18 protein-coding genes are annotated in these 21181 nt (G+C 60.6%); 11 read left to right on the top strand and 7 right to left on the bottom strand.

Annotation, left to right across the window (positions count from 1 at the left end):
• Positions 1-15: 15 nt before the first annotated feature.
• From dprA to PQR62_RS06280, 3 genes are all read left to right on the top strand, one after another.
• Positions 16-1221, top strand: a complete 1206-nt coding sequence (gene dprA, locus PQR62_RS06270) for a DNA-processing protein DprA (protein WP_408156844.1) — start codon at positions 16-18, stop codon at positions 1219-1221.
• A 122-nt stretch (positions 1222-1343) separates the two neighbouring features.
• Positions 1344-1820, top strand: a complete 477-nt coding sequence (locus PQR62_RS06275) for a Smg family protein (RefSeq protein WP_408155907.1) — start codon at positions 1344-1346, stop codon at positions 1818-1820.
• A gap of 232 nt (positions 1821-2052) precedes the next feature.
• Positions 2053-4737 carry a DNA topoisomerase III gene (locus tag PQR62_RS06280; RefSeq protein ID WP_408155909.1) on the top strand — a complete coding sequence of 895 codons (2685 nt, stop codon included), beginning with the start codon at positions 2053-2055 and terminating at the stop codon, positions 4735-4737.
• A gap of 163 nt (positions 4738-4900) precedes the next feature.
• Here PQR62_RS06280 and PQR62_RS06285 read toward each other — a convergent pair whose 3' ends face one another.
• Positions 4901-5674: an exodeoxyribonuclease III gene (locus PQR62_RS06285; RefSeq protein WP_408155911.1), complete on the bottom strand. Its 774-nt coding sequence runs from the start codon at positions 5672-5674 to the stop codon at positions 4901-4903.
• Between the two features lie 156 nt (positions 5675-5830).
• Between PQR62_RS06285 and pyrE the strand changes: the two genes are divergently transcribed.
• On the top strand, positions 5831-6493 hold the full coding sequence (gene pyrE / locus PQR62_RS06290; protein WP_408155913.1) for an orotate phosphoribosyltransferase: 663 nt from the start codon (positions 5831-5833) through the stop codon (positions 6491-6493).
• A gap of 167 nt (positions 6494-6660) precedes the next feature.
• Here pyrE and PQR62_RS06295 read toward each other — a convergent pair whose 3' ends face one another.
• The 5 genes from PQR62_RS06295 to gatC all read right to left on the bottom strand — a co-directional run bounded on the left by PQR62_RS06295 (position 6661) and on the right by gatC (position 11862).
• Positions 6661-7158, bottom strand: a complete 498-nt coding sequence (locus PQR62_RS06295; RefSeq protein ID WP_408155916.1) for a LapA family protein — start codon at positions 7156-7158, stop codon at positions 6661-6663.
• 122 nt (positions 7159-7280) lie between these two features.
• Positions 7281-8189, bottom strand: coding sequence for a TauD/TfdA dioxygenase family protein (locus tag PQR62_RS06300; RefSeq protein WP_408155919.1), 909 nt, complete (start codon positions 8187-8189; stop codon positions 7281-7283).
• A 297-nt stretch (positions 8190-8486) separates the two neighbouring features.
• Positions 8487-9947, bottom strand: a complete 1461-nt coding sequence (gene gatB, locus PQR62_RS06305) for an Asp-tRNA(Asn)/Glu-tRNA(Gln) amidotransferase subunit GatB (protein WP_408155921.1) — start codon at positions 9945-9947, stop codon at positions 8487-8489.
• A 64-nt stretch (positions 9948-10011) separates the two neighbouring features.
• Positions 10012-11484: an Asp-tRNA(Asn)/Glu-tRNA(Gln) amidotransferase subunit GatA gene (gene gatA / locus PQR62_RS06310; protein WP_408155923.1), complete on the bottom strand. Its 1473-nt coding sequence runs from the start codon at positions 11482-11484 to the stop codon at positions 10012-10014.
• A gap of 75 nt (positions 11485-11559) precedes the next feature.
• Positions 11560-11862: an Asp-tRNA(Asn)/Glu-tRNA(Gln) amidotransferase subunit GatC gene (gene gatC, locus PQR62_RS06315; RefSeq protein WP_408156846.1), complete on the bottom strand. Its 303-nt coding sequence runs from the start codon at positions 11860-11862 to the stop codon at positions 11560-11562.
• A gap of 360 nt (positions 11863-12222) precedes the next feature.
• On the opposite strand from gatC, the gene PQR62_RS06320 reads away from it, so the two are divergent.
• From PQR62_RS06320 to PQR62_RS06350, 7 genes are all read left to right on the top strand, one after another.
• Positions 12223-13266 carry a rod shape-determining protein gene (locus PQR62_RS06320; protein WP_408155925.1) on the top strand — a complete coding sequence of 348 codons (1044 nt, stop codon included), beginning with the start codon at positions 12223-12225 and terminating at the stop codon, positions 13264-13266.
• Between the two features lie 370 nt (positions 13267-13636).
• On the top strand, positions 13637-14797 hold the full coding sequence (gene mreC / locus PQR62_RS06325) for a rod shape-determining protein MreC (protein ID WP_408155927.1): 1161 nt from the start codon (positions 13637-13639) through the stop codon (positions 14795-14797).
• Entirely contained in the window at positions 14794-15306 is a 513-nt protein-coding gene (gene mreD, locus PQR62_RS06330) for a rod shape-determining protein MreD (protein ID WP_408155929.1), read from the top strand. The genes mreC and mreD overlap by 4 nt, the downstream gene beginning before the upstream one ends.
• A gap of 13 nt (positions 15307-15319) precedes the next feature.
• Positions 15320-17281: a penicillin-binding protein 2 gene (gene mrdA / locus PQR62_RS06335; RefSeq protein WP_408155931.1), complete on the top strand. Its 1962-nt coding sequence runs from the start codon at positions 15320-15322 to the stop codon at positions 17279-17281.
• A 73-nt stretch (positions 17282-17354) separates the two neighbouring features.
• Entirely contained in the window at positions 17355-18464 is a 1110-nt protein-coding gene (gene rodA, locus PQR62_RS06340; protein ID WP_408155933.1) for a rod shape-determining protein RodA, read from the top strand.
• 269 nt (positions 18465-18733) lie between these two features.
• A complete protein-coding gene (locus tag PQR62_RS06345; RefSeq protein WP_408155935.1) occupies positions 18734-19879 on the top strand; it encodes a septal ring lytic transglycosylase RlpA family protein in 1146 nt (381 codons plus the stop codon).
• A gap of 14 nt (positions 19880-19893) precedes the next feature.
• On the top strand, positions 19894-20226 hold the full coding sequence (locus tag PQR62_RS06350) for an SMR family transporter (protein ID WP_408155937.1): 333 nt from the start codon (positions 19894-19896) through the stop codon (positions 20224-20226).
• Positions 20227-20256: 30 nt separating this feature from the next.
• Here PQR62_RS06350 and rsmI read toward each other — a convergent pair whose 3' ends face one another.
• On the bottom strand, positions 20257-21177 hold the full coding sequence (rsmI, locus tag PQR62_RS06355) for a 16S rRNA (cytidine(1402)-2'-O)-methyltransferase (protein WP_408155939.1): 921 nt from the start codon (positions 21175-21177) through the stop codon (positions 20257-20259).
• Positions 21178-21181 lie beyond the last annotated feature (4 nt).

Below are 21181 nucleotides of genomic sequence, written 5' to 3' on the forward strand. Positions count from 1 at the left end.
ATGGATGCCGGCTCAATGGGCGGTGCGGCCGACGTTCATCAATTAGCCGGCGCAGCAGCGGCACATGAACTGTCCAGCTGGATTCGTCTGCAGCAGACCGAAGGCGTCGGGCTGGAAACTTCACGCGCGCTGCTCAGCGTATTCGGATTGCCGCAACATATTTTCCAGGCAGATTTGCCCGCCTTGCTCAATGTGGTATCGCCGCGTATTGCCCACGCCATTTTCAAGCCGCCGAGCGCGCGCGTGAAGACGCTGATCGAGCGCAGTCTTGAGTGGGCTGCAATGCCCGGCAACCGCATCGTCAGCATGGCCGACGCCGATTATCCGCATGCCTTGCTGAGCATCGCCGATCCGCCGATTCTGCTGTACGTTCGAGGTCGCTTCGAGCTGTTGGCGGCGGCTTCGCTGGCGGTGGTCGGCAGCCGCAATGCAAGCGAACAGGGCATGCGCAATGCCGAACATTTTTCCCAGGACATCAGTCGTGCCGGCATCGCCATTGTTTCCGGACTGGCGCTCGGCATAGACGCCGCTGCGCATCGTGGTGGGCTGCGCGGTGCAGGTTCTACCATCGCAGTGATCGGCACCGGCGCCGACGTGGTGTATCCGGCGCGTAACTCGGCCTTGACCGATGCGATCGCCGAAGGTGGCTGCATCGTCAGCGAATACGCTTTGGGCATGCCGCCGCTGGCCGCCAATTTCCCGCGCCGCAATCGCATCATCTCCGGCCTGGCACGTGCGGTGCTGGTGGTTGAGGCGGCGGCGCAATCGGGCTCGCTGATCACCGCGCGCATGGCGGCCGAACAGGGGCGCGACGTGTTCGCAATCCCGGGCTCGATTCACTCGCCAATGTCGAAAGGCTGCCATCAGTTGATCAAGCAGGGCGCCAAACTGATCGAGTCTACGCAGGACGTTTTGGACGAGCTGAGTTATTGGCCGCAGCCGTTCGCGGCGCTTGCGCATTCATCTGCGGTTGTGGATGAGTTGGCGTTGGAGGTGGAAGAATTGCAGTCCGCGCAGACTGCAGACTCATCGGCGTCTGCCAAAGATGATGCGCCATCAATGCCGTTGTTGCATCAGATCGGTTTCGACCCGATTGCCATCGACACTCTGGTTTTGCGCACGGGCATGGACGCTTCGGCCTTGGCCGCGATGCTGCTGACGCTGGAGCTGGACGGCCAGGTCGAGCTGCTGCCGGGCGGTCTCTACCGGCGTCTGGTCTGAATGGAAACACTTGATCAGGCAGATGGGCAGCGCTTCGTGATTTTTCTGCGCAATTTGAGAAATCCTGCGATACTGGAATCGCTTAACTTGTGTAATCACAATCTTCGCGATAGAGTAGACCCATGTTCGACGTCTTAGTTTACCTGTACGAAACCTACTATCGCCCCGATGCCTGCCCTGAACCGCAGGCTCTGGTCAAGAAATTGTCGGCTATCGGTTTTGAGGAAGATGAAATTTCTCAGGCACTGGGTTGGTTGACCGACCTGGAAGAAGCCAATCACGACTTCGGCGATCGTTTCCCCCAACAAACATCCTTTTCCTTTGGCACTCGTATTTACGTGAGCCAGGAATTCGATTTGCTCGGCACCGAAGCCATCGGCTTCATCCAGTTTCTGGAATCGGCCAAGATGCTGGACGGCATGCAGCGCGAGATCGTGATCGAGCGCGCACTGGCCGCCGGCGAAGCGCCGATTTCCCTGGAAAAGCTCAAGGTCATCGTGTTGATGGTGCTCTGGAGCCAGGGCAAGGAACCGGACGGCTTGATGTTCGACGAGCTGTTTCTGGACGAAGAAGACGCCGAGTCGCGTTTGCTTCATTGAGCAGAGGCAACTTTTCTGCCTTTTATTCGCGTATTTACAGTTCCCAGGCAAGCCACCAGGCTTGCCGTTTTATTTGTAACGCGCTTATCATTCCCCCGCATTAGCCTATTATTGGCTACTATATAAAAAAACTATTGTTAAAAAGCAATTTCGACGCTGAAGCTTGCGTGCTGATTTCGCATCTGCGTCCCAGGCTTTCCAGCAACCGCACCTCTCTTTCGAGACTATATATATGAGCAAGACCCTCATCATTGCCGAGAAGCCCTCTGTCGCGAACGACATCGCGAAGACGCTCGGCGGCTTTACCAAGCACGATGAGTATTTCGAATCCGATGAATACGTTCTGTCGTCCGCCGTCGGCCACCTGCTGGAAATCGCGGTGCCCGAGGAGTACGACGTCAAGCGCGGCAAATGGAGTTTCACGCACCTGCCGATGATCCCGCCGCACTTCGCGCTCAATCCTATCGCCAAGACCGAATCGCGCCTCAAGGTGCTGTCCCGGCTGATCAAGCGCAAGGACGTGACCACCCTCATTAACGCATGTGACGCGGGTCGCGAAGGTGAACTGATCTTCCGTCTGATTGCGCAATACACCAAGGCCAAGCAGCCGGTGAAGCGTCTCTGGCTGCAATCGATGACGCCGGGTGCGATCCGCGACGGCTTCACCCATCTGCGTGACGATGACGAGATGATGCCGCTGGCCAATGCCGCCCGCTGCCGCAGCGAAGCGGACTGGCTGATCGGCATCAACGGTACGCGTGCGATGACCGCCTTCAACTCCAAGGAAGGCGGTTTTTACCTGACCACGGTCGGGCGCGTGCAGACGCCGACCTTGTCGATCGTGGTCGAGCGCGAAGAGAAGATCAAAAAATTCGTGTCCCGCGATTACTGGGAAGTGCACGCTGAATTCGTCTGCGCCGCCGGCATCTACAAAGGCCGCTGGCTGGACAAGTCGCACAAGAAGGACGAAGCCGATCCGGAGAAGCGTCCGGAGCGGCTGTGGGCCAAGGCCGCCGCCGATTCCATCGTGGCCGCCTGCCGCGACAAGATGGGCACGGTCACCGAAGAATCGAAGCCGACCACGCAAATGGCGCCGGCCCTGTTCGATCTGACCAGCCTGCAGCGCGAAGCCAACTCGCGCTTCGGTTTCTCCGCCAAGAACACGCTTGGCCTGGCGCAGGCGCTGTACGAAAAGCACAAGGTGCTGACCTATCCGCGTACCGATTCGCGCCATTTGCCGGAAGATTATCTGGACACCGTGAAGGAAGCGCTGGAGACGGTTGCCGAAAACAACAATTACCACCAGTTCGCCAAGCAGATTCTGAACAAGGGCTGGGTCAAGCCGAACAAGCGCATCTTCGACAACACCAAGATCAGCGATCACTTTGCGATCATCCCGACGACCCAGGCGCCGAAGAATCTGTCGGAGCCGGAACAGAAACTGTACGACCTGGTGACGCGCCGTTTCATGTCGGTGTTCTTCCCGGCGGCCGAGTTCCAGGTGACCACGCGTTTCACCGAAGTCTCCGGCCATCAGTTCAAGAGCGAAGGCAAGGTGATGATCAATCCCGGCTGGCTCGCGATCTACGGCAAGGAAGCCGACGAGAAGGAAGAGGGCAAGGAAGGTAAGGAAGGCGGCGGCAATCTGGTCGCAGTGGCTGCCGGCGAGAAGGTCAAGACCGACAAGGTCATCGCCAACGCCATGGTCACCAAGCCGCCTGCACGCTACAGCGAAGCGACGCTGCTGTCGGCCATGGAAGGCGCCGGCAAGCTGATGGATTCCGACGAACTGCGCGAAGCGATGTCGGGCAAGGGCCTGGGCACGCCGGCCACGCGCGCGGCCATCATTGAAGGTTTGCTGAACGAAAAGTATCTGCTGCGCGAAGGTCGCGAAATGATGCCGACCGCCAAGGCCTTCCAGCTGATGACCTTGCTGCACGGCCTGGGCGTGGACGAACTGACCGAACCCGAACTGACCGGCGAGTGGGAACACAAGCTGGCGCAGATGGAGCGCGGCAAGATCAGCCGTGAAGAGTTCATGCGCGAGATTGCGCAGATGACCCAGATCATCGTCAAGCGCGCCAAGGAATACGACAACGATACGATCCCCGGCGACTACGCGACACTGCAGACTCCATGTCCGAATTGCCATGGCGTGGTGAAAGAAAACTATCGCCGTTTCGCCTGCACCAAGTGCGAATTCTCGATGACCAAGGTGCCGGGCGGACGCCAGTTCGAAATCGCCGAAGTCGAGGAATTGCTGAAGAACCGCACCATTGGTCCGCTGCAAGGTTTCCGCTCCAAGATGGGCCGGCCGTTTGCCGCCATCCTCAAGATTTCGCGCGACGAGGAAATCAAGAACTTCAAACTGGAGTTCGACTTCGGTCAGAACGATGAAGGCGAAGGCGGCGAGCCGGTCGATTTCAGCGAACAGACGCCGCTTGGTCCGTGCCCGAAATGCGCCAGCGGCGTCTATGAAATGGGTCTGGCTTACGTCTGCGAAAAAACGGTCGCCAAGCCCAAGGCTTGCGATTTCCGCAGCAGCCGCATCATTCTCCAGCAAGAGATCTTGCCGGAGCAAATGGGCAAGCTGCTCAACGACGGCAAGACTGATCTGCTGCCGGGCTTCATCTCGCAACGCACCCGCCGGCCGTTCAAAGCCTTCCTGGTGCGCGGCAAGGACGGCAAGATCAGCTTCGAGTTCGAGGAGCGCAAAGCCAAGGCGCCGGCCAAGGGCAAAGCCGCCGCTGCTGAGGGCGATGATGCCGCCGCTTCGGTGAAGACCGACGACGCCAAGGCCAGCAAGGCCAAGCCGAAGACGGCAGCAAAGTCGCCGGCTAAAAAGGCAGCGGCCAAGCCGGCCGCCAAGAAGCCGCCGCTGAAAAAGGCAACGCCGAAGAAGGTGGCCAGCGCCTAAATTGATACGGATGGCTGCGATCCGCGTGCTGTCAGCGCCGGATCAAAAGTCAGCGGCTATAAAAAAAGCCCTCACGGAAATCGTGAGGGCTTTTTCCATTTGATGCAGGCTGACCTGCATTCGGAGGAATTCACATCGGATTTAACGCGAATTCAACACGGGCTCAACCGTATACCACCGACAAGGGGGCATGATCCGAGAAGCGCTGTTCCTTGTAGATTGCTGCGGTCTTCGCCGTGTTGGCGATACCTTGTGTTGCGACGTGATAATCGATGCGCCATCCCACGTTGTTGGCCCAGGCCTGGCCGCGATTGCTCCACCAGGTATAGGCGTCGCCGGTGGTTTCCGGATGCAGCAGGCGATAGACGTCGACCAGTTTGAGCTCGTCGAAAATACGTGTCATCCAGGCACGTTCTTCCGGCAGGAAGCCTGAATTCTTCTTGTTGCTTTTCCAGTTCTTCAGATCGATTTCCTTGTGCGCGATGTTCCAGTCGCCGCAGATCACGATTTCACGGCCGCTCTTTTCCAGCTCCATCAGATGCGGCAGGAACACTTCCATGAAGCGGAATTTGGCCAGCTGGCGTTCGTCGCTGGACGAGCCCGAGGGGCAATAAAGCGAGATCACGGTCAGGTCGCCGAAATCGCATTCGACGTAGCGGCCTTCCGCATCGAATTCGGTGTTGCCGAAGCCGATGCGCACCGAATCAGGCGCGCGCTTGCTGTATACGCCGACGCCCGAGTAACCCTTTTTCTCGGCATAGTGGAAATGGCCGACATAGCCTTCCGGCGTCAGAAACTGTTCGGTCATGTCGGGCGCTTGCGCCTTCAGTTCCTGCACGCAGACGAAATCGGGCGACTCTTTCGCCATCCATTCGAAGAAGCCCTTTTTGGCTGCCGAACGAATGCCGTTGAGATTGGCGGAGATGATTTTTTGCATGGTATTCCGTGTCGAAGTCAGGCGCGTAGCATAACCGATAGCGGGTTTCATTTAAAATGGCGGCCTGATTTCAATCCTCGCATCCATCGCCAGACTTGCTTGAAGGCAAGCCCGGCGGCGCTGGTTGATCCGCTTTCAATTTTCCGGGAATGCATTTTGAGCAACTTACGACAAGAATTCATTGAGTTCGCAGTGTCCGCAGGCGTGCTGCGCTTCGGCGAATTCGTCACCAAGGCCGGCCGCACTTCGCCTTATTTTTTCAATGCCGGCCTGTTCAGCGAAGGCGCCACGCTGGCGCAGGTGGCGCGTTTCTACGCGCAGACGCTGCAGGAGTCCGGCATCGAATACGACATGCTGTTCGGCCCCGCCTACAAGGGCATCACGCTGGCCTCGGCGACCGCAGTGGCGCTGGCCGGCATGGGTCGCAATGTGCCGTTCGCCTTCAATCGCAAGGAAGCCAAGGATCACGGCGAAGGCGGCACCATCGTCGGCGGCAAGATGCAGGGCAAGGTCGTGATCATCGACGACGTGGTCTCGGCCGGCACCTCGGTGCGCGAATCGGTGGACATGATCCGCGCCGCCGGCGCTACGCCATGCGCGGTGCTGATCGCGCTGGACCGCATGGAACGTTCGGGCAAGGACGGCGCGCTGTCGGCCAGCTCGGCGGTGCAGGAAGTGGCCAGGGAATACGGCATGCCGGTGATCTCCATCGGTAATCTGAACGACTTGCTGGAATATATTTCGAAGGCGGGCGCCGGCGCGGAGCTGGCGCAGCACAAGGATGCCGTGGCGGCGTATCGCACGCGTTATGGCGTCTGAGCCGAGGCGGGACGGAGCTGGCACTTGTTGCCAGAATCAATGAACGGCAAGGAATACGCAGCAAGAACCTAAGAAATGAGTAGCAAGAAAAATGGCGCTGCCGCAGATCGCGACAGCGCCATTTTTTTGCCGGCAGCGCCTGATCTGCGCTGCCGGCGAGAGACAAATCAGATCGGCTTGATTGCGCCTCCGGCCGCCGAACGTTGCAGGCGGTCATCCAGTTCGCCGACTTGTGCTGCGACGGCATTTTCGGTTTGCTGCACACGCAGATGGATGTCTTTTTGCAGCTGATCCAGACGCGTCGCCAGCAGCGTCTGCTGTTCGGTCTGGCGGCGGTTCAGTTGTTCCAGTTCGCTTTGCAGATAGCCGCGCAGATCGGTGAAGCGCGAGCGCTCTGCCTGATCGGCCAGATCGCGTTGCGATTCAAGCTGCTTGGTGAGGCGGCGGTTTTCGAACAGCACGCTGGTCTGCAAGGCAAGGATGTAGAGCAGGAAGACGGCTGTGAGCAGAATCACGATGCCCAGCATGACCACGCCCAGCGGCGCCTGGAATTCGGTGAAGATCAGCGAGAGGGAGGTGGGCGCCAGAAAGGCGGTCCAGTTGATCGCTGCGAAAATGGCGATCAGCGCCAGAATGGCAACCAGAAAAGTGGTACGGAAGTTCATCTGCGGCCTCCTTGTCAGAGTGTTGTCGGCACGTGGTCACGTGATGTCCGGTTCGACACCCGCAGATGTAGTAGCGTTCCTCGCTTTATCTCGATTTCCTGTTGTATTGCAACATTGTTCGCTCAGAACACCGGGACATCGCCTTCCACCGTTGCCCGATACAGCGTGCGGCGCAGATGCTGGGGCGTGATCGCCGCGTAATGCACGGTGCTGCGGTTGTCCCAGAACACGATGTCATGCGCTTGCCAGCGATGGCGGTAAACGTTCTCCGCGCGAATCGTGTGTTCATGCAGGAATTTCAGCAGGTCGTCGCTTTCGTCGCGCGGCAGGCCGACGATGTGTGAAGTGAAACCTTCGCTGACGAACAGGATTTTGCGACCGCTTTCCGGGTGCGTAATGATCACCGGATGTTCGACTTCGGGCACTTCATCGATCTGCTTCTGCGTCAGATCGGGGCGCCATGGCGACAGCTTCTGCAGGCGATGATAGCGATACACGTAGGAATGTACCGCGCGCTTGCCGGCCAGCAGCTGTTTGACGTCGGCTGGCAGGGTGTCGTAGGCGTTGGCGGTATTGGCATACAGCGTGTCGCCTTGTTCCGGCGGCAACTCCTGCGCGTGCAGCAACGAGCCCAGGCTGGGCTTGGGCATATAGGAGAGATCCGAATGCCAGTCGGCGCCGGCATCGACCAGACCGATGGGCTGGCCGTTCTCCACCACATTCGACACGATCAGCAGCTCCGGATGCTGCGCCACATGGAAGCGATTCAGCACGTGTACCTGCAAAGGCCCGAAGCGGCGGCTGAAGGCCACATGCTGCTCCGGCGTGATGCGCTGGTCGCGGAACACCACCAGACCGTATTTCACGAAGGCGCTGCGAATGCGTTTGAGTTCTTCGTCGGATACCGGCAGATTCAGGTCGAGGCCGGTAATCTCTGCGCCCAGCGGGCCATCAATGGCGCGGATGCTGAAATCCTGTGCCGATGCGCGGCTGCCCGCTTGCTGCGTGCGTTCGAGGCTTGCGACTGTCATTGGAGGCTCCTGTGCAAGGAAAATGAGGCAAATGAGGCATTCAGACCGAGATTGCTGGCACGCACAATGCGGCAGGGCAACCGTCGGCAGAAAACCTCGATTACACTCCCGCCGCGCCGCCAGAACAACGAAGAAGAATGCATATTCATATGCGGGCAATGTTGGATGCACGCTGTCCAGAGCAGATGTTTCGCCGCATGCCCAACGGCCGGACGTAAAAAAGCCGCTGATTCAGTCCATGACTCAGCGGCTTTTTCCTTGCACTTGCCTTGCTTGCCCCGGCGTGAGGGGCAAAGATCAGGCCATCAGTTTCTTGCGCAGCAACTCGGTCAGTTGCGCCGGATTGGCCTTGCCCTTGGTGGCCTTCATGGCCTGGCCGATCAGCGCGTTGATCGCCTGTTCCTTGCCGGAGCGGAATTCCGCCACCGACTTTTCATTGGCTGCCAGCACCTGTTCGACAATCGCTTCCAGCGCGCCGCTGTCGGAGATCTGTTTCAGGCCCTTGGCTTCGATGATGTCGTCGGCCAGCGAGTCTTGGCCGGATTTGGCTTCCCACATGCCGGCGAAGACTTCCTTGGCGATCTTGTTCGAGATGGTGCCGTCGGCGATGCGCTTCAACAGCAATGCGAACTGCGTGGCGTTGACCGGCGCATCGGCGATGTCGGTGCCTTCGCGGTTCAGCGTGGAGGCGACGTCGCCCATCAGCCAGTTGGCGGCGGGTTTGGCCTGTTCCTTGCCGGCAGCCGTCACCACCGCTTCAAAGTACGAAGCCATCGCCTTCGATTGCGTCAGCACGGCGGCATCGTATTCCGGCAGCGCGTAGTCGTTGACGAAGCGTTCGCGCATTGCGGCCGGCAGTTCCGGCATGGTGGCCTTCACGCGTTCTATCCATTCCTGCGCAATCACCAGCGGCGGCAGATCGGGGTCGGGGAAATAGCGATAATCCTGCGCGTCTTCCTTGCTGCGCATGGAGCGGGTTTCCTTCTTGTCCGGATCGTAGAGGCGCGTTTCCTGCACCACAGTGCCGCCATCGTCGATCAGCTCGATCTGGCGCCGCACTTCGTAGTTGATCGCGTCTTCCATGAAGCGGAAGGAGTTCAGGTTCTTGATCTCGCAGCGGGTGCCGTATTCCTTCTGGCCGGCCGGACGCACCGAGACGTTGGCGTCGCAGCGGAACGAGCCTTCCTGCATATTGCCGTCGCAGATGCCCAGCCACATCACCAGCGAGTGCAGGGCCTTGGCATAGGCCACGGCCTCGGCGGCGCTGCGCATGTCGGGTTCGGTCACGATTTCCAGCAGCGGCGTACCGGCGCGGTTGAGGTCGATGCCGGACATGCCCTGATAGTCTTCGTGCAGCGACTTGCCGGCATCTTCTTCCAGATGCGCGCGCGTCAGTTGCAGGGTCTTGATTTCAGTCTTGCCGTCCTTCTCCAGCACGAAGGAAATCTTGCCGCCTTGCACCACCGGAATTTCATACTGGCTGATCTGATAGCCCTTGGGCAGATCCGGATAAAAGTAATTCTTCCGCGCAAACACCGAGCGCGGCGCAATCGTCGCGCCGATCGCCAGGCCGAACTGGATGGCGCGTTCGACGGCGCCCTTGTTCAGCACCGGCAGCACGCCGGGCAGCGCCAGATCGACCGGGCTGGCCTGCGTGTTGGCTGCGGCGCCGAACTGCGTCGAGGAGCCGCTGAAAATCTTGGATTGGGTCGAAAGCTGGGTGTGCGTTTCAAGACCGATGACTACTTCCCACTGCATGATGTCCTCACGTATTCTTTAATCGGGCCGCGCCGTGCGCTGCATTTTTTGCCGCCGCAGCGGCTCAGATTGCGCCGGGTTCGCGCGCGTGCCAGTCGGTGACTTGCTGGTACTGATGCGCGACATTGAGCAGGCGCGCCTCGTCGAAATAATTGCCGATGATCTGCAGGCCGACCGGCCGCCGGCCGTTCTTTTCGCCCTGACCGAAACCGCAGGGAATCGACATCCCGGGCAAACCTGCCAGGCTGGTCGACAGCGTGAAAATATCGGCCAGATAATTGGCCACCGGGTCGTCGGCCTTGACGCCGATATCCCATGCCACGGTCGGCGATACCGGTCCCATGATGACGTCGCACTGGCGGTCCGGGCCGTTCAGCGCATTCTGGAAATCCTGCGCGATCAGGCGACGAATCTTCTGCGCCTGCAGATAGTAGGCGTCGTAATAACCGTGCGACAGCACATACGAACCGACCAGAATGCGGCGCTTCACTTCTTCGCCGAAACCTTCTGCACGCGACTTCTTGTACATGTCGGCCAGATCCTTGTAGTCGGCCGCGCGATGGCCGTAGCGCACGCCATCGAAACGCGACAGATTGGACGAGGCTTCGGCCGGCGCGATCACGTAATACACAGGGATCGACAGCTCGGTTTTCGGCAGCGAAATATCGACCAGCGTTGCGCCCAGTTTTTCAAATTCCGCCAGCGCAGCACGCACTGCCTGCTCGACATCGGCAGCCAGGCCGGCGCCGAAGAATTCCTTGGGCACGCCGATGCGCAGACCCTTGAGGCTGTCATTCAGGGAACGATTGAAATCTTCCTTCGGACGCTCCAGGCTGGTCGAATCGCGCTCATCGAAACTGGTCATGGCATTGAGCAGCAGGCCGCAGTCTTCGGCGGTCTTGGCGATCGGGCCGCCCTGATCCAGCGAGGAGGCAAACGCGATCATGCCGTAGCGCGAGACGCTGCCGTAAGTCGGCTTGATGCCGGTCACGCCGCACAGCGATGCCGGCTGGCGAATCGAACCGCCGGTGTCGGTGGCCGTCGCGGCAGGTGCCAGACGCGCGGCGATGGCGGCCGCCGAACCGCCGGATGAACCGCCCGGTACAGCAAGCTTGTCCCAGGGATTTTTCACCGGGCCGAAGTAGGAATTTTCATTACCGGAACCCATCGCGAATTCGTCGCAATTGAGCTTGCCCAATGTCACGGTGCCGGCAGCGTTGAACTGATCCACCACGGTTGCATCAAACGGGCTTGCATAATTTTCGAGCATCCTGGAACCGGCGGTGGTGCGCCAGCCGCGCGTGACGAAAATGTCTTTGTGCGCAATCGGAATGCCGGTCAGCGGACCTGCATTGTTTTGCGCGATGCGCAGGTCTGCGGCCTTGGCTTGCGCCAGCGTCAGGTCGCGATCGATGTGCAGGAAAGCGTTCAGATCGCTCTGACCGATACGGTCGAGAAACAGCGTGGCCAGTTCGCTGGCGGAAATTTTCCGCGCCTGCAATTGGGCGGACAGTTCTTTGATGGTGAGCTTGTGCATGGAGAAATCTGTTGGAATCGGTTGCGCTGCTGGATGGTGCCATGTCTGGGTTGCCGAGATGGCCGGGCCGCTGTCTTATTCGATGACTTTCGGCACTAGATACAGACCATCCTGAGTGGCCGGCGCCGGTTGCTGATAGTCCTCGCGGCGATTGCTTTCGGTGACCTTGTCTTCGCGCAGGCGCAGCGCCAGATCAGGTGTAATGGCCGCGATCGGATGGCTGAGCGGCTCGATGCCGGTGGTATCGACCGCCTTCATCTGTTCGACCAGCGCAAAAATGCCGTTCAGTTTTTCCAGGGTTTGTTCGGCCTGTGCGTCAGTCAGTTCGAGACGCGACAGATTGGCGATGCGTTTAACGTCGGAAAGGGCAATTGACATGATGAAATGGCGCGTTCGGGCGCGCTGCAAGGGTGTTGAAAGAAGGCGAGCCGCTGGTGCTTGCTGCGTGGACTGTGTTTTCGCTGCGCGTGACACCGCCAAAACAGGTGCGCCGGTCAGCTGCGCGAGCATTCGCAAACTGATGCCAACTTGTCGCGTAAATGCTGGTAAATGCACGCCAAATGGCCGATTCGGCCCAGAACTTTTGGCTGGTTCGCCTGCTGGTTTCTGCCGAATTATAAGGTAGAATGTCGGACTAATGCCTTGCTGGCACCGGTTTTTCGTGTCGCCGCAGTCATAAACGGACATCCCCCCTATTCAAAAAGCTAAGCGCCCAATGCGGGCGCATCAGGACAATTCATGTTTGGATTTTTACGCAGTTATTTTTCTAACGATCTGGCGATCGACCTCGGCACCGCGAACACGCTGATTTATGTGCGCGGCCAGGGCATCGTGCTGGATGAACCATCGGTGGTTGCAATCCGCCAGCAAGGCGGCCCTAACGGCAAGAAGACGATTCAGGCAGTCGGCAAGGAAGCGAAGCAGATGCTGGGCAAGGTTCCGGGCAACATCGAAGCGATTCGCCCTATGAAAGACGGCGTGATCGCCGACTTTACCGTCACCGAACAGATGCTCAAGCAGTTCATCCGCATGGTGCACGACTCCAAGCTGTTCCGCCCTTCGCCGCGCATCATCATCTGCGTGCCTTGCGGCTCGACCCAGGTGGAGCGTCGCGCGATCCGTGAATCGGCGCTGGGCGCCGGCGCTTCGCAGGTCTACCTGATCGAAGAACCGATGGCAGCGGCAATCGGCTCCGGCCTGCCGGTGTCGGATGCAACCGGTTCGATGGTCGTCGACATCGGCGGCGGCACTACCGAAGTCGGCATCATTTCGCTGGGCGGCATGGTGTACAAGGGGTCGGTGCGCGTCGGCGGCGACAAGTTCGACGAAGCCATCGTCAACTACATCCGCCGCAACTACGGCATGCTGATCGGCGAACAGACTGCTGAAGCGATCAAGAAGCAGATCGGTTCCGCCTTCCCGGGTTCCGAAGTCAAGGAAATGGAAGTCAAGGGCCGCAATCTGTCCGAAGGCATTCCACGTTCGTTCACCATCTCCAGCAATGAAATCCTGGAAGCGCTGACCGATCCGCTCAACAACATCGTGTCGGCCGTCAAGAACGCGCTGGAACAGACGCCGCCGGAACTGGGTGCCGACATTGCCGAAAAGGGCATGATGCTGACCGGCGGCGGTGCGCTGCTGCGCGATCTGGACCGTCTGCTGATGGAAGAAACCGGCCTGCCGGTGATCGTCGCCGAAGATCCGCTGACTTGCGTGGTGCGCGGTTCCGGAATGGCGCTGGATCGCATGGACAAGCTGGGTTCGATCTTCTCGTCCGAGTAAATCGGGCGCACGCCGGTTCGCAGCTTCAGGCCAGAGCGGCGACGCCGGAGCCGCTGCAGACCGGCAATGTGGCAGCACAGGCAGTTTTTCCGGCGGATGCGTCCGCCGGATCCATACGGGAACCGATTCGCTCGACATGACGCAGTTCACACCGATTTTGCCGCAGGCGCGCAAGCCGATTCCGTCCGCGGCGCACCATCGGCTGCAATCCGGGCCGAAGCAGTTGCCGGTAGCGGGTTTGATGGTTATGGCAGCAGTTGCCGGTCGCGCCAGCGCTTCCTCTTTCATATCGTTCATTCTGCAGGAAAGCCGTGCATCATCCTGCCTGAGGCCGCTGTGCGCCGTCTCAACGCGGTTGTTTTGACGATTTATGGAAATCCCACCACTTTTCAAGCAGGGCGCCTCGGCCCGTGCTCGCGTTGCATTCTTTGCGCTGATTTCCATCGCCATGCTGGTGGTCGACGCCCGCATGAACGTGCTCAGCACCGTTCGCCAGGGCGTCGGCACTGCCTTGTACCCATTTCAGATACTGGCCATGGTGCCGCGCGACGCGATCTATAGCGTCGGCGACTATTTCACTTCCGCCACCGCCTTGCAGCGCGAAAATCAGGCGCTGCGCCAGCAACAGATCCTGAACTCCCAGCAATTGCAGCATGAGCGCCACATGGCGGCTGAAAATGCGCAGTTGCGCCAGTTGCTCAACATGCAGCAGCGCGTGCCGGTCAAATCGCTGGTAGGCGAGATTTTGTACGACGCGCGCGATCCGTTCACGCGCAAGATCATTCTCAATCGCGGCTCGCAGCAAGGCGTGGCCGCCGGCCAGCCGGTGATCGACGACGTCGGCATCGTCGGCCAGGTCACACGCGTGTTTCCCTTTACCTCCGAAATCACTTTGCTGACCGACAAGGATCAGGCCATTCCGGTGCAGGTAGTGCGCAATGGCTTGCGCAGCGTGGCTTACGGCCGCGGCCAGTCGGGTGTGCTCGATCTGCGTTTCATGCCGGCCAATGCCGACATCCTGAAGGGTGATGTGCTGGTGACGTCCGGTATTGATGGCGTGTATCCGGCCGGCCTGTCGGTGGCGACCGTGGCGCAGGTGGAAGTGCGGTCCTCCGATTCCTTCGCCCGCATCGTGTGCCAGCCGACCGCCGGCATCGACCGTCACAAGCAGTTGCTGATTCTGCTGGTGGAACAAAACACTGCACCGCGCCCCGGCGTGGAAACCAGCGACGAGAAATCCGACAAGCTGTTCAAGCGCCGCCTGCGCGACAGCACCCGCGACAATTCGAAGGAAGACGCACGACTTGACGCCGCCAAGGAGGCCACCAGCGAAGATCGCAAGGGTGTCGCACCATCCGCTGGAGCTGCTGCGGCGGCAGCGTCAACCGCGCCCGCAGCAGCCCCAGCCGCCGCAGCCAAACCGGCGACAGCCACGGCGCCGGCCGCCAAGCTGCCTGCGCCGGCAGCTTCTTCCGCCAAACCTGCAGCACAACCGGCGGCCAGGCCCGCCGCCAAGGAAACGGCACGATGAACGACCCGCATTACATTCTGTTGCCGGCCAATCCGCTGTTCATTGCCTTCAGCCTGATCATTGCCTTCATGCTCAATCTGCTGCCCTGGGGCCAGTGGGTCGGCGTGCCTGATTTCGTGGCGCTGGTGCTGGTGTTCTGGAACATCCATCAGCCGCGCAAGGTCGGCATCAGCGTGGCGTTCATGATGGGCCTGCTGATGGACGTCAACGCCGCTACGTTGCTGGGCGAGAACGCGCTGGCCTACACCCTGTTGTCCTATTTCGCGATCATGATTCACCGCCGCGTGCTGTGGTTCCCATCCGGCACCCAGGCGCTGCACATCCTGCCGCTGCTGTTGCTGACGCAGGCCGTGCAACTGGTGATCCAGCTGATAGTGACCGGCAAGTTCCCGCATTGGTATTTCTTCAGCGAAAGCTTCATCTCCGCCATTCTCTGGCCGGTGGTGACCTGGGCGCTGCTGGCGCCACAGCGCCGCGCCATCAACCGCGACGACAACCGGCCGATCTGAGGATCGAGCAAGCATGACCGAGTTCAAGAACACCGCGCATGAACTGAAACTGTTCCGGCTGCGCCTGCTGGCCATGTCGGTGATGGTGCTGGTCTGCTTTTCGCTACTGGTGGCGCGCTTTCTCTGGCTGCAGGTGGTAAGGCATGACGCCTACGCCGCGCAGGCCGAGGAAAATCGCATCTCGGTGGTGCCCATCGTGCCCAACCGCGGCCTGATTCTGGACCGCAACGGCGTGGTGCTGGCGCGCAATTATTCCGCCTATACGCTGGAAATCACGCCTTCCAAGATCGGCGTGCCGCTCGACGATCTGATCGACGAACTGGGCACGCTGGTGGATATCCAGGCGCGCGACCGTCGCCGTTTCCGGCGTCTGATGGAAGAGTCCAAGCGTTTCGAAAGCGTGCCGATCCGCACCCGCCTGAGCGATGAAGAAGTCGCCAAGTTCACGGCGCAGCGCTATCGCTTCCCCGGCGTCGAAATTCAGGCGCGCCTGTTCCGCCAGTATCCTTACGGCAAATCCGCCGCTCACGTGATCGGCTACATCGGCCGCATCAGCCAGCGCGATGCCGAGCGCATATCCGACTCCGACGACGAAGCCAACTACAACGGCACCGACTACATCGGCAAGGAAGGCGTTGAAAAGAGTTACGAGACCCAGCTGCACGGCATCACCGGCTATGAGGAGGTCGAGATTTCAGCGGGGGGGCGCGCCGTGCGCACCTTGTCGCGCACTCCGGCCACGCCCGGCAAGAACCTCATCCTGTCGATCGACATCGAGCTGCAAAAGGTGATCGAAGAGGCCTTCGGCGATCAGAAGGGCGCACTGGTCGCGATCAATCCGGCCACCGGCGACATTCTGGCCTACGTCTCGCAGCCGTCCTATGATCCCAATCTGTTCGTCGAAGGCATCGACCAGCAAAGCTGGGATGAACTCAATACGTCCATCGACCGGCCTTTGCTGAATCGTCCGCTGTCCGGCACCTACGCGCCGGGTTCGACCTACAAGCCCTTCATGGCGCTGGCAGCGCTGGAGCTGGGCAAGCGCCGGCCGCAGGACGCCATCCGCGATCCGGGCTTTTTCGTGCTGGGCAATCACCGCTTCCGCGACGACAAGGAAGGCGGCCACGGCGTGGTCGACATGTATCGCTCGATTGCGATTTCCTGCGATACCTATTACTACATGCTGGCCAACGATCTGGGCGTCAACGCGATTCACGATTTCATGAAGCCCTTCGGTTTCGGCCAGATTACCGGCATTGATCTCGAACATGAAAAGCGCGGCATCCTGCCTTCGACCGAATGGAAGCGCAATGCCTTCCGCAAGCCCGAGCAGAAGCGCTGGGTCGGCGGTGATACCGTTTCGCTGGGCATCGGCCAGGGCTACAACAGCTTCACGCCGCTGCAACTGGCACATGCCACTGCCACGCTGGTCAACAATGGCGTGGTGATGAAGCCGCACCTGGTCAAGATCATCGAAGACGGCGTGACGCATGAGCGCACCGAGACCGTGCCCAAGGAAAGTTACCGGATTCCGTTGAAGCAGGAAAACATCGACTTCATCAAGCGCGCCATGATAGGCGTGGTCAAGGAAGGTACCGGCGCCAACGCCTTCCGTGGCGCGACCTATGACTCCGGCGGCAAGACCGGTACGGCGCAGGTGGTCAATATCGCCAAGAATCAGAAGTACGACTCCAGAAAGCTCTCGCGCATCTATCACGACAATGGCCTGTACATCGGCTTTGCGCCGGCCGAGGCGCCGCGCATCGCGATTGCCGCAGTGGTCGAGAACGGCGGCTGGGGCGCCGGCGTGGCGGCGCCGCTGGTGCGCAAGGCCATGGATTACTTCATGCTGGGCAAGCGTCCGAACGAGCCGATCAAATCGGTGGCGCCGGGCGAAGCGGTGACGACCGAGGCCGATGTGCCGGCGGAAGACAGCGTGGTCACGCCGACACCGGTTCCGGCGGAGGGCAACTGATGCCGTCTATCCTTCATTGCACCGCCGCGGCAGCCGCCGCGCCGGTTGCCGTCATCCATTTCAGGGAGCTTGCATGAGTCTGCAACGTCCTCCGCTGTGGCAGATCATCAAACCGCATCTGGTGGTGTTTGATGGCGCGCTGTCGCTGATTCTGTTTCTGCTGTTGTCGGTCGGCATCGTCACCCTGTATTCGGCCGGCATGAACTTTCCGGGCCGGGTTGAAGATCAGCTGCGCAATATTCTGATCGCCTTCATCGTGATGTGGATCGCCGCCAACGTCTCGCCGCAGACCTTGCTGCGCTTCGCCGTGCCGGTATACACGGTCGGCGTCACGCTGCTCATTGCGGTGGCGCTGTTCGGCATCGTCAAGAAGGGCTCGCGCCGCTGGCTCAACATCGGCATGGTGGTGCAGCCTTCCGAAATCATGAAGATCGCCATGCCGCTGATGCTGGCCTGGTACTTCCAGAAGCGCGAAGGCCTGCTGCGCTGGCATGTATTCCTGATCGCCTGCCTGCTGCTGATCGTGCCGGCCGGCCTGATCATCCGCCAGCCCGATCTGGGCACCGGCCTGCTGGTGCTGGCCGCCGGTTTCTACGTGATTTTCTTCGCCGGTCTGTCGTGGAAGGTGCTGGTCGGCCTGGCGATTGCCGGCGCCGCCAGCCTGCCGGTGGTGTGGTCGGTGATGCACGATTACCAGCGCCAGCGCGTGATGATGCTGATCGACCCCACTTCCGATCCGCTCGGCAAGGGCTTCCACATCATCCAGTCGACCATCGCCATCGGTTCCGGCGGCATCACCGGCAAGGGCTGGCTGATGGGCACCCAGACGCATCTGGAATTCATTCCCGAGCGCACCACCGACTTCATCTTTTCGGTGTATTCGGAAGAGTTCGGCCTGATCGGCAATCTGGTGCTGCTGCTGCTGTATCTGCTGCTGATCGGGCGTGGCATGCTGATCACGGCGAATGCGCCGACGCTGTTCACGCGGCTGCTGGCCGGCGCCATCACCATGATTTTCTTCACCTACGCCTTCGTCAACATGGGCATGGTGAGCGGCATCCTGCCGGTGGTCGGCGTGCCGCTGCCGTTCATGAGCTATGGCGGCACCGCGCTGGTGACGCTGGGCCTGGGCGCCGGCATTCTGATGAGCATTCAACGGCACCGCAAGCTGGTGCAAACCTGACAGGCAGATTTCTTTCCAGTATCCTGCCGCAGGCGGATGGGGTTTCCTTGTGGAATCATTGCGGCCACCGCGCTGTTCCGGACGCCGACAAGCTGCGAAAATCCGACCACCGACTTCATCCACGGATGAACTTGGCCGGCTTTCCGGCTGTCAGCTCTTCGACAGCTGCGCTCTGGTATCTTTGCGGAAACACCGGAATCAAGCGCCGGTTTTTTTCTGCCCGGCAGCCGCGCGATGCCGAAATAACATCTGTTTCACAGGGACAGGGAATGCAAAAAAACATCTATTTGAAATTGCCTGCAGCCTTGCGCCTGGCGGCATTGATCTTGCCGGCGCTGCTGGTGGCCTGCAGCTCCACTCCGCCGCCGCGCCAGAGCTCGACGCCGGCACCGGCGACGCCGACCAAGAGTGCGTCCAGCCGACCCAACAACGCCCCGGCGCTGCCGGCTGCAGGTTCCGGCCGTGGCGGCTACTACAAGGACGACGGCCCGGGCGACCAGATCCCCGACGGCCTGCTGGATGTGGCCGACGCCGAGCCCACCGTCGAACCCTTCTCGCGCGCCGCCAGCAAACCTTATGCAGTGTTCGGCAAAACCTATGTGCCGATCACCGACAACCAACCCTTCATCCAGCGCGGCATAGGCAGCTGGTACGGCAAGAAATTCCATGGCCAGAAGACTTCCTCGGGCGAGCGCTACGACATGTACAAGATGACCGCCGCGCACCCGACGCTGCCGATTCCTTCCTATGCGCGCGTGACCAATCTCAAGACCGGCAAGCAGGTGATCGTGCGCATCAACGATCGCGGCCCTTTCCATTCCAGCCGCATCATCGATCTTTCCTATACTGCGGCGCTGAAGCTGGGTTATCTCGGCAGCGGCAGCAGCGAACTGGAAGTGGAGCGTTTGTTGCCGGATGAAATCGCGCGCATGCAGGATGCCCGCAAGAACGGCAGCGCGCTGGCAGCGGCGCCGGTGGAGGCGCAGCCCGAGCCGGTGACGATTTCCTCGGTGACTTCGCAAAACCTGCAGCCGCAGCCGACGGTCACCTCGGTACAGACCGCCAATGCCAGCAATTCGGCGGCTGCCGGCGGTGTCGGCATGACGGGGGGCGGCGGCATCATCAATGCGGTGGCCAGCGGTTCCTCGCCCTCGCCGGCCATGCCGCAAGCGGTGCCGCTGAGCGCCGGCTATTACCTGCAATTCGGCGCCTATTCGCAAGAGGCGAATGCCGTGCAGGCGCGCGAAAAGCTGTTGCCCAGCCTCTCCGGCGTGGTCGACAGTCTGCAGGCGGTGCAGGTCAATGGTCTGTATCGTTTGTTTGCCGGCCCCTATGCCACCCGGCCGGAAGCCCAGAACGCCGCCTCGCTGGTACGCCAGCGCAGTGTCGGCACCCCCTTCATTGTTGAGCGTTGAGAAAGCGGCCATTCATGCATCCTTATCTCGCCCTGGGTATCGCCATCGTGTCCGAAGTCGTTGCGACCTCGGCGCTGCGTGCTTCAGATGGTTTTTCCCGTTTGTGGCCGTCGGTGCTGGTGGTGGTCGGCTACGGGCTGGCGTTTTTCTTCCTGTCGGTGACGCTGAAATCGATCCCGGTCGGCGTGGCTTATGCCATCTGGTCCGGCCTGGGCATTGTGCTGATTTCTATCGTGGCCTACTTTCTGTACAACCAGAAGCTGGATCTGCCGGCGATACTCGGCATGGGGCTGATCATGGCAGGCGTTCTCGTGCTGAATCTGTTTTCCAAATCTTCCGCGCATTAAAGAGCGCGCCGCCACACGCTGCCGGCTGAACTAGTCGGCGGCGTCCTGCTCCGCTTCATTCTTCAATGCCAGCGCGCGCTCATACAGCGCATTCTTCTTCTGGCCGGTGATTTGCGCCGCCAGCGCCGCCGCCTGCTTGAGCGGCAGTTCTTCCATCAATATTTTCAGGATGCGGTCGCTGTCGGCGCTGTCGCCTTCCGCGACGGGTGCGCCCTGGATCAGGATCACGAATTCGCCGCGCTGGCGGTTGGTGTCTGCCGCCAGCCAGCCCGGCGCATCGCCCAGCGCGCAGCGATGGATGCTCTCGAACAGCTTGGTCAATTCGCGCGCCAGCACGATCTGGCGCTGCGGGCCGAAGGCCTGCAGCATGGCGTCTACGGTGTCGATGATGCGATGCGGCGCTTCATAAAACACCAGTGCGGTTTGCGCCGCAGCCAGCGCCTGCAATTCGGTATCGCGTTGTCTGGCCTTGCTCGGCAAGAAGCCGATGAACTGAAAACGCTCATCGGTCAGGCCGCTGGCTGAAAGTGCGGTGATGGCGGCGGACGCGCCGGGCAGCGGGATCACCTGCAGGCCGGCCGCCTGCACCGCCTGCACCACGCGCGCGCCAGGGTCGGACACGGCCGGCGTGCCGGCATCCGATACAAGTGCGATGCGTTCGCCTTGTTGCAGGCGAGCGATGATCTTGTCGGCGACTTCGCGTTCATTGTGCTGATGCGCGGCGATCAGCGGCCGGCTGATGCCGTAGCGCTGCAGCAGCTGGCTGGTGTTGCGCGTGTCTTCGCAGGCCACGGCATCGGCGATCCCGAGCAGATGCAGGCCGCGCAGGCTGATGTCGCAAACATTTCCGATGGGCGTGGCCAGCACATATAATGCCGACACCGGATAGTTTTGCTGGGCGGCATCATGCAGGATGGACGTGGCGGGCGCACTGGCGGAAATCTGACTCATGGAG

The sequence above is a fragment of the Herbaspirillum lusitanum genome (assembly GCF_046025995.1).
Lineage (GTDB): Bacteria > Pseudomonadota > Gammaproteobacteria > Burkholderiales > Burkholderiaceae_D > Herbaspirillum > Herbaspirillum lusitanum_A.